Source organism: Pseudomonas sp. AGC41 (assembly GCF_057334555.1).
Map to the genome: position 1 here is coordinate 1 of NZ_JBHFJB010000052.1, position 6,838 is coordinate 6,838.

The 6,838-nt window shown below is 61.8% G+C and carries 4 protein-coding genes; 2 read left to right on the top strand and 2 right to left on the bottom strand.

The window, feature by feature from the left end; genetic code table 11:
• Positions 1-331 precede the first annotated feature (331 nt).
• The gene (locus ACE04F_RS10460) at positions 332-3,610 is read right to left on the bottom strand and encodes an EAL domain-containing protein (RefSeq protein ID WP_486106455.1); all 3,279 of its coding nucleotides are present in this window, start codon (positions 3,608-3,610) and stop codon (positions 332-334) included.
• Between the two features lie 67 nt (positions 3,611-3,677).
• The gene (locus ACE04F_RS10465; protein ID WP_486106457.1) at positions 3,678-4,568 is read right to left on the bottom strand and encodes a LysR family transcriptional regulator; all 891 of its coding nucleotides are present in this window, start codon (positions 4,566-4,568) and stop codon (positions 3,678-3,680) included.
• Between the two features lie 157 nt (positions 4,569-4,725).
• On the opposite strand from ACE04F_RS10465, the gene leuC reads away from it, so the two are divergent.
• Together leuC and leuD are read left to right on the top strand one after the other, a co-directional pair.
• A complete protein-coding gene (leuC, locus tag ACE04F_RS10470) occupies positions 4,726-6,144 on the top strand; it encodes a 3-isopropylmalate dehydratase large subunit (RefSeq protein ID WP_486106459.1) in 1,419 nt (472 codons plus the stop codon).
• An 11-nt stretch (positions 6,145-6,155) separates the two neighbouring features.
• Positions 6,156-6,800, top strand: coding sequence for a 3-isopropylmalate dehydratase small subunit (gene leuD / locus ACE04F_RS10475; RefSeq protein WP_092400399.1), 645 nt, complete (start codon positions 6,156-6,158; stop codon positions 6,798-6,800).
• Positions 6,801-6,838 lie beyond the last annotated feature (38 nt).

Consider the following 6,838-nt stretch of genomic DNA (forward strand, 5'->3'; position numbering starts at 1 on the left):
ATATCGATACCGGCACAATGAGGGTGAACGACTTCAAATCGTTTCTGCTGCTTCTTGCGCGCCATGACAATTCCTCGCAGGATTGAACGGCGCGCGGGGCACACGGTGTCGAACGGATTCACTCTCTCATACGTGGTCACAGCTTGCTGTGCCTACAACGACTCCACGCCGATACCGTGCCGGCCACTCTCCCTCGCGGGTGCGCACACACCAGTGATAGCTACGGCCTCTGTCCCCGCGCGCACCCAATATTAAGCCGAACACTTGTTTGCTGCGCGACAGCGCAGCGTCGGCGACGCGGCGGGGACTCCCTCGCCACAAAAGCTCCTAGCTAAGGCAACAACCGCTCGAACGCCTCCAGCGGCAATGGCCGGCTGTGCAGGTAACCCTGGTACAAATGACAATCGAGCCCCTGCAGGAACTTCAACTGCTCCAGTGTCTCGACGCCTTCGGCAATCATCTCCAGGTTCAGGCTGCGGGCCATGGCGACGATGGCGCGGATGATCTCGGCGTCGTTGGGGTCACTGGTGGCGTCACGTACGAACGATTGGTCGATTTTCAGCGTGTCCACCGGCAGGCGCTTGAGGTAAGTCAGCGATGAATAACCGGTGCCGAAGTCATCCATGGCAAAGCTCACCCCCAATTTCTTGAGGCGGCGCATCTTGCCGATGGTGTCGTCCAGGTTGTGGATCACGATGCCTTCGGTGATCTCCAGCTTCAACAGGGAATAGGGCAGGCCATGGCTGGCGAGGCTGGTTTCGATGCGCTCGACGAAGTCGCTCTGGCGGAACTGCCGGGGGCTGATATTCACGCACAGCTTGAACCGTCGCGGGTCGACCTTGCCCTTGGCGATCAGTTGCTTGAAGCCGTCGCAGGCTTCGTCGAGGATCCAGGTGCCGACTTCCAGGATCAGGCCGCTGTCCTCCAGCACCTTGATGAACTCATTGGGTGATTGCGCGCCGAGGTCCGGATGATGCCAGCGCACCAGGGCTTCGGCGCCGACGATGCGGTTGTCCCGCGCGTCGACCTGTGGCTGGAAATGCACGCTGAATTCGTTGCGGGCCAGGGCCTGGCGCAGGTCGGTTTCCATGCGCAGCCGTTCGCTGGCGGCTTTTTGCATGGTGGCATGGAACATCTGCGAGGTATTGCGTCCCGAATCCTTGGCGCGGTACAGGGCGATATCGGCGCGCTTGAGCAGGTCAGTGGGCGTGGAACCGTGGTCCGGTATCAGCGCCATGCCGATGCTGGGGGTGACTTGCAGCCGTTGCCCATCGAGAAACATCGGCTCGGAGAGCAGTTCGCGAAGGATATCGGCGAGGGTCTGCACCTGCTGGCTGACCACGCCGCGCGTGCCTTCGAGGCCGCTGAGCAGTACCACGAATTCGTCGCCACCCAGGCGCGCCACGGTGTCTTCGAGGCGCACGCTGGCTTCGAGGCGGGCGGTGATGATCTTCAGCACCGTGTCACCAACCGGGTGGCCGAGCGAATCGTTGATGTGCTTGAAATGGTCCAGGTCGAGGAACAGCAAGGCCCCGCGCAGGTTATGGCGCTTGAGCAAAGCGATCTGCTGGCTGAGCCGGTCCAGCAGCAGCGCGCGGTTGGGCAGGTTGGTCAGCGGGTCGTGATAAGCGAGGTGACGGATCTGCGCCTCGGCGTTGCGCAGCAGGCTCACGTCACGGGCAGTCAGCAGCAGGCACGCCGTCTCGTTGAGCGTGATGGGCTCGACCGACACTTCCACCGTGAGGATTTCGCCGCGCTTGTTGCGCCCGAGCATTTCCTGATGGAGGACGCGGCCCTTGAGTTGCAATTCGGCCAGCAGCGCCGTCCGTTGCTTTTCTTCAGCCCAGATGCCGACCTCGTAGACCGTGTGCCCAATGACCTCGTCGGCGCGATAACCGGTCAGGCGACAGAAGCCATCGTTGACTTCCAGATAACGGCCGCTATCGCATTCGGTAATGGTGATGGCGTCGGGGCTGGAGTGGAATGCCTTGGCGAATTTTTCCTCGCTGGCCTTCAGCGCCGCTTCGGAGCGTTGTTGCTGGGTGATGTCCCGCAGGGTGGTGACGATGCAGGGCTGGTTGCCGACGCTGATCTGCCGGCTGGAGATCACGCAGGTCAGCGGCTGGCCGTTCTTGTGATGGACGACGATGGCGACATTGCTCAGCGACTGCTCGCGGATGACCCGTTCGATGCGTTGCAGGCTGCTGCCCGAAGCTTCCCACAGGCCGATCTCGTCGGCGCTGCGGCCCAGCACATCATTGGCCGCCCAACCGAATGTCTGGGTAAAACTCGAGTTTATTTCCAGGAACGTGCCGTCGTCCTGGTGGGTAAGACAAATCGGATCGGGGCTGACCTGGAACAGCGTGGCGAATTTTTCTTCCGAAGCCGCCAGGCTCTGTTCGCGCTCCACCTGGTCGGTGATGTCGAGCAAGGTGCCGGCCATGCGCAGCGGGCTGCCGTCGTCGTTGCGGTACAGGCGCGCGCGACTTTCCAGGTAGCGCGAGCTGCCGTCCGGCAGTTGCACGCGGTAGGTCAGTTGGTAATTGCCCGCCGGGCCTTCACGCAGGCTGCGGTAGGCGTTGCGCATGTTGTTGCGTTCTTCGGTAGGCACGCCCTCGAAAAACGCATCGAACGATTCGTGGAATGCCTGGGGCTCCAGGCCATGGAGCTGCGCGGCCCGGGCCGAGCCGTAGAGCATGCCGCTGGGGATGTGCCAGTCCCAGGTACCCAGTTGCGCCGAGTCGAGGGCCAGGTCCAGGCGTTCCTGGCTGTCCTTGAGGGCCTGTTCGGCAAGTTTGCGTTCGGTGGTGTCGAGGAAGGTGCTCAATAAATAAGGTTGGCCTTCGAGTTCGACTTTCTGGGCGCTGAGAATTCCATTGTGAATCTGGCCGTTACTGGCGCGAAATTCCACTTCGATGCTTACCAGCTCGCCCTTGGCCTTGGTGGCTTCTACCAGTCTGGCGCGCTGCGTGGGGTCGACCCACAGGCCCAGTTCCAGAGTGGTACGGCCGATCACATCGTGCACCGGCCAGCCGAACAGGCTTTCGAAATACTGGTTGGCTTCGCTGATCAGCCCATCCTCCTGACGGGTCAGCAGGACCATGTTCGGGCACAGGTGGAACAGTGTCGCGAAGCGTTTCTCCGAGCTGCGCAGCGCCTGTTCCCGTTCGCGCTGGTGGGTGATTTCGCGGATCACCCCGATCATCCGCGGGCGACCGTGCTTGTCGGGCAGTACGCTGCCACTGATTTCCAGCCAGTGCAGGCTGCCATCGGGCCAGACGATGCGGTGGTGCATCGCCTGTTCCAGCGGCATGCCGGAAACGGCGGCATGGAAGGCCCGCATGGCCCTGGCCCGATCTTCGGGCAGCAGCAGGTCGAGGTAGTCGACGTCCGCCGGCAATGGCTGGCGCGGGTCGAAACCGAACAACGCCTGGGTGCCTCGGGACCAACTGATCTGGCCGGTATCGATGTCCCACGACCAGGCCCCCAGCCGCGCTCCGTTCAGGGCGGCGAGCAACTGTGGCGCGCTTTCCCAGCTTTGCTCCGACCGTTTCGGGTCGAGTGCCTGGATGCGCGGCAGGGGCGGAGTACGGTCGGCGGGTTTGGGCATTCTCTAGCGGGCCTTGGGCGATTGGGTGTTATGCGCAGGCGTAATGGCCCTGTAGGAGTAGCACAACTTATGCCCTTGTCCCTGGCAGATCGATTTGTGCGTCCAATAGAGCCATGAAAGCCCGTGCAGCGTTCGACAGCGTCCGTTCGGTGTGCAGGATATAGCCTAGCTGGCGACTGAGCTGTATGCCCGGCAAAGGCACGCGCGCCACCTGCTCATCAAGCATCGTGCGCGGCAAAACGCTCCAGGCCAGGCCGATGGAGACCATCATCTTTATGGTTTCCAGATAATTCGTGCTCATCGCGATGTTCGGCGTCAGGCCCTGGGCTTCGAACAGCCGTTGCACAATGTGGTGGGTGAACGTGTTGCCTCCGGGGAAAACCGCCGGATGCAGGGCAATGTCCGCTAGGCTGACGGCGCTGTTTTCCAGCAGGGCGTGTTCCGGCGCCACCACGAAATCCAGCGGGTCGTCCCACACCGGCGTGGCCCGTACCAGCGTGTGGGGCTCGGGGGCCAGGGTGATGACCGCCAGTTCCGCCCGGCCGTGGAGAATTTCCTCGTAGGCCACTTCCGAATCCAGGAACTGAATATCCAATGCCACCTGTGGGTAGCGTCGGGTGAACTCCCGCAACAGCGGTGGCAGGCGGTGCAAGCCGATATGGTGGCTGGTGGCGAGGGTCAGGCGCCCGGTCACTTCGCCGGTCAGGTTGGTCAGGGCGCGGCGGGTGTCGTCCAGCACGTTGAGGATCTGATAGGCCCGTGGCAGCAGGGCCCGGCCGGCTTCGGTCAGGCTCACTTCCCGGCCCAGACGGTCGAACAGGCGCACGTTGAGCTGCTGCTCGAGGCCGGCGATACGCTTGCTGATGGCCGGTTGCGTCAGGTGCAGGCGTTCACCGGCACCGGAAAAACTGCCGGTTTCGGCGATAGCAATAAAAGCATTGAGGTTGGCGAGGTCCATGGCGTTTCTGATCGGATTCCAGTTGGTTATGCAAAGCATGAAAAATATGAATTTGAGTTATTTAATGTAGCCTCTTACCATCAGCCTCACAAGCCAAGGGGTTATTGATCCGCTCAGGACCCAGGGCATAGAAACAAGCTGATGAGGAAACCGTCTGATGGCCGGCAAAACGCTCTACGACAAGCTCTGGGATTCGCATTTGGTCAAGCAGCGCGACGATGGCTCGGCGCTGATCTACATCGACCGTCACATCATTCACGAAGTGACCTCGCCGCAAGCCTTCGAAGGTCTGCGTCTGGCCGGGCGCAAGCCTTGGCGCATCGATGCCAACATCGCGACCCCGGACCACAACGTGCCGACCACGCCGGAGCGCAAGGGTGGCATCGAGGCGATTGCCGACCAGGTTTCGCGCCTGCAAGTGCAGACCCTTGACGACAACTGTGATGAATACGGCATCGTCGAATTCAAGATGAATGACGTCCGCCAGGGCATCGTCCACGTGATCGGCCCGGAGCAGGGCGCGACCTTGCCGGGCATGACCGTGGTCTGTGGTGACTCGCATACTTCGACCCACGGCGCCTTCGGTGCGCTAGCCCATGGCATCGGTACTTCCGAGGTCGAGCACGTGCTCGCCACCCAGTGCCTGGTCGCCAAGAAAATGAAAAACATGCTGGTGCGCGTCGAGGGCAAGCTGCCATTCGGCGTGACCGCCAAGGACATCGTCCTGGCCGTGATCGGCAAGATCGGCACCGCCGGCGGTAATGGCCACGCCATCGAATTTGCCGGTAGCGCGATCCGCGATCTGTCCGTCGAAGGCCGCATGACCATCTGCAACATGTCCATCGAAGCCGGCGCACGCGTCGGGTTGGTGGCGGCCGATGAAAAAACCGTGGAATACGTCAAGGGCCGGCCGTTCTCCCCGAAAGGCGCCGAATGGGACATGGCGGTCGAAGCCTGGAAAGACCTGGTCTCCGATGCCGATGCCAAGTTCGACACGGTGGTCGAGCTCGACGCGACGCAGATCAAGCCGCAAGTCAGCTGGGGCACTTCGCCGGAAATGGTTCTGGCGGTGGACCAGAACGTACCGGATCCGGCCAGGGAAATGGACCTGGTCAAGCGTGACTCCATCGTCCGTGCCTTGAAATACATGGGCCTGAGCGCCAACCAGGCGATCACCGACATCCAGCTCGACCGTGTGTTCATCGGCTCCTGCACCAACTCGCGGATCGAAGACCTGCGCGCCGCAGCGGTGATCGCCAAGGGCCGCAAGGTTGCCTCGACGATCAAACAGGCGATCGTGGTGCCGGGCTCGGGGCTGGTGAAAGCCCAGGCCGAAGCGGAAGGGCTGGACAAGATTTTCCTCGAGGCCGGTTTCGAATGGCGCGAGCCAGGGTGCTCGATGTGCCTGGCGATGAACCCGGATCGCCTGGAGTCGGGCGAGCACTGCGCCTCGACGTCCAACCGAAACTTCGAAGGCCGCCAGGGCGCCGGTGGACGTACGCACCTGGTGAGTCCAGCGATGGCCGCCGCTGCGGCCGTCAACGGCCGTTTTGTCGATGTTCGCGAATTGATCTGAAGGAGCGCAGCATGAAAGCTTTCACCCAGCACACCGGTCTTGTCGCGCCTTTGGATCGTGCCAACGTTGACACCGACCAGATCATCCCCAAGCAATTCCTCAAGTCCATCAAGCGCACCGGCTTCGGCCCGAACCTGTTTGATGAATGGCGTTACCTGGACGTGGGCCAGCCGTACCAGGACAACTCCAAGCGGCCGTTGAACAAGGATTTTGTGCTCAACGCCGAGCGTTACCAAGGCGCCAGCGTATTGCTGGCCCGCGAGAACTTCGGTTGCGGTTCGAGCCGCGAGCACGCGCCATGGGCCCTGGAAGAGTACGGTTTTCGCAGCATCATCGCGCCGAGCTACGCCGACATCTTCTTCAACAACAGCTTCAAGAACGGCCTGCTGCCGATCATTCTCAGCGATGCCGAAGTGGACGAGCTGTTCCAGCAGGTCGAGGCCAACCCTGGCTATCAATTGCAGATCGACCTGGCGGCCCAGACCGTAACCCGACCCGACGGCAAGGTGCTGAATTTCGAAATCGATGCATTCCGCAAGCACTGCCTGCTCAACGGCCTGGACGACATCGGCCTGACCCTGCAGGACGGCGAGGCGATTGCCGCGTTCGAAGCCAAGCACCGGGCGAGCCAGCCTTGGTTGTTTCGTGATGCTTGATTGATGTGAGATTGATGTAGTCAGTGCTGGCCTCTTAG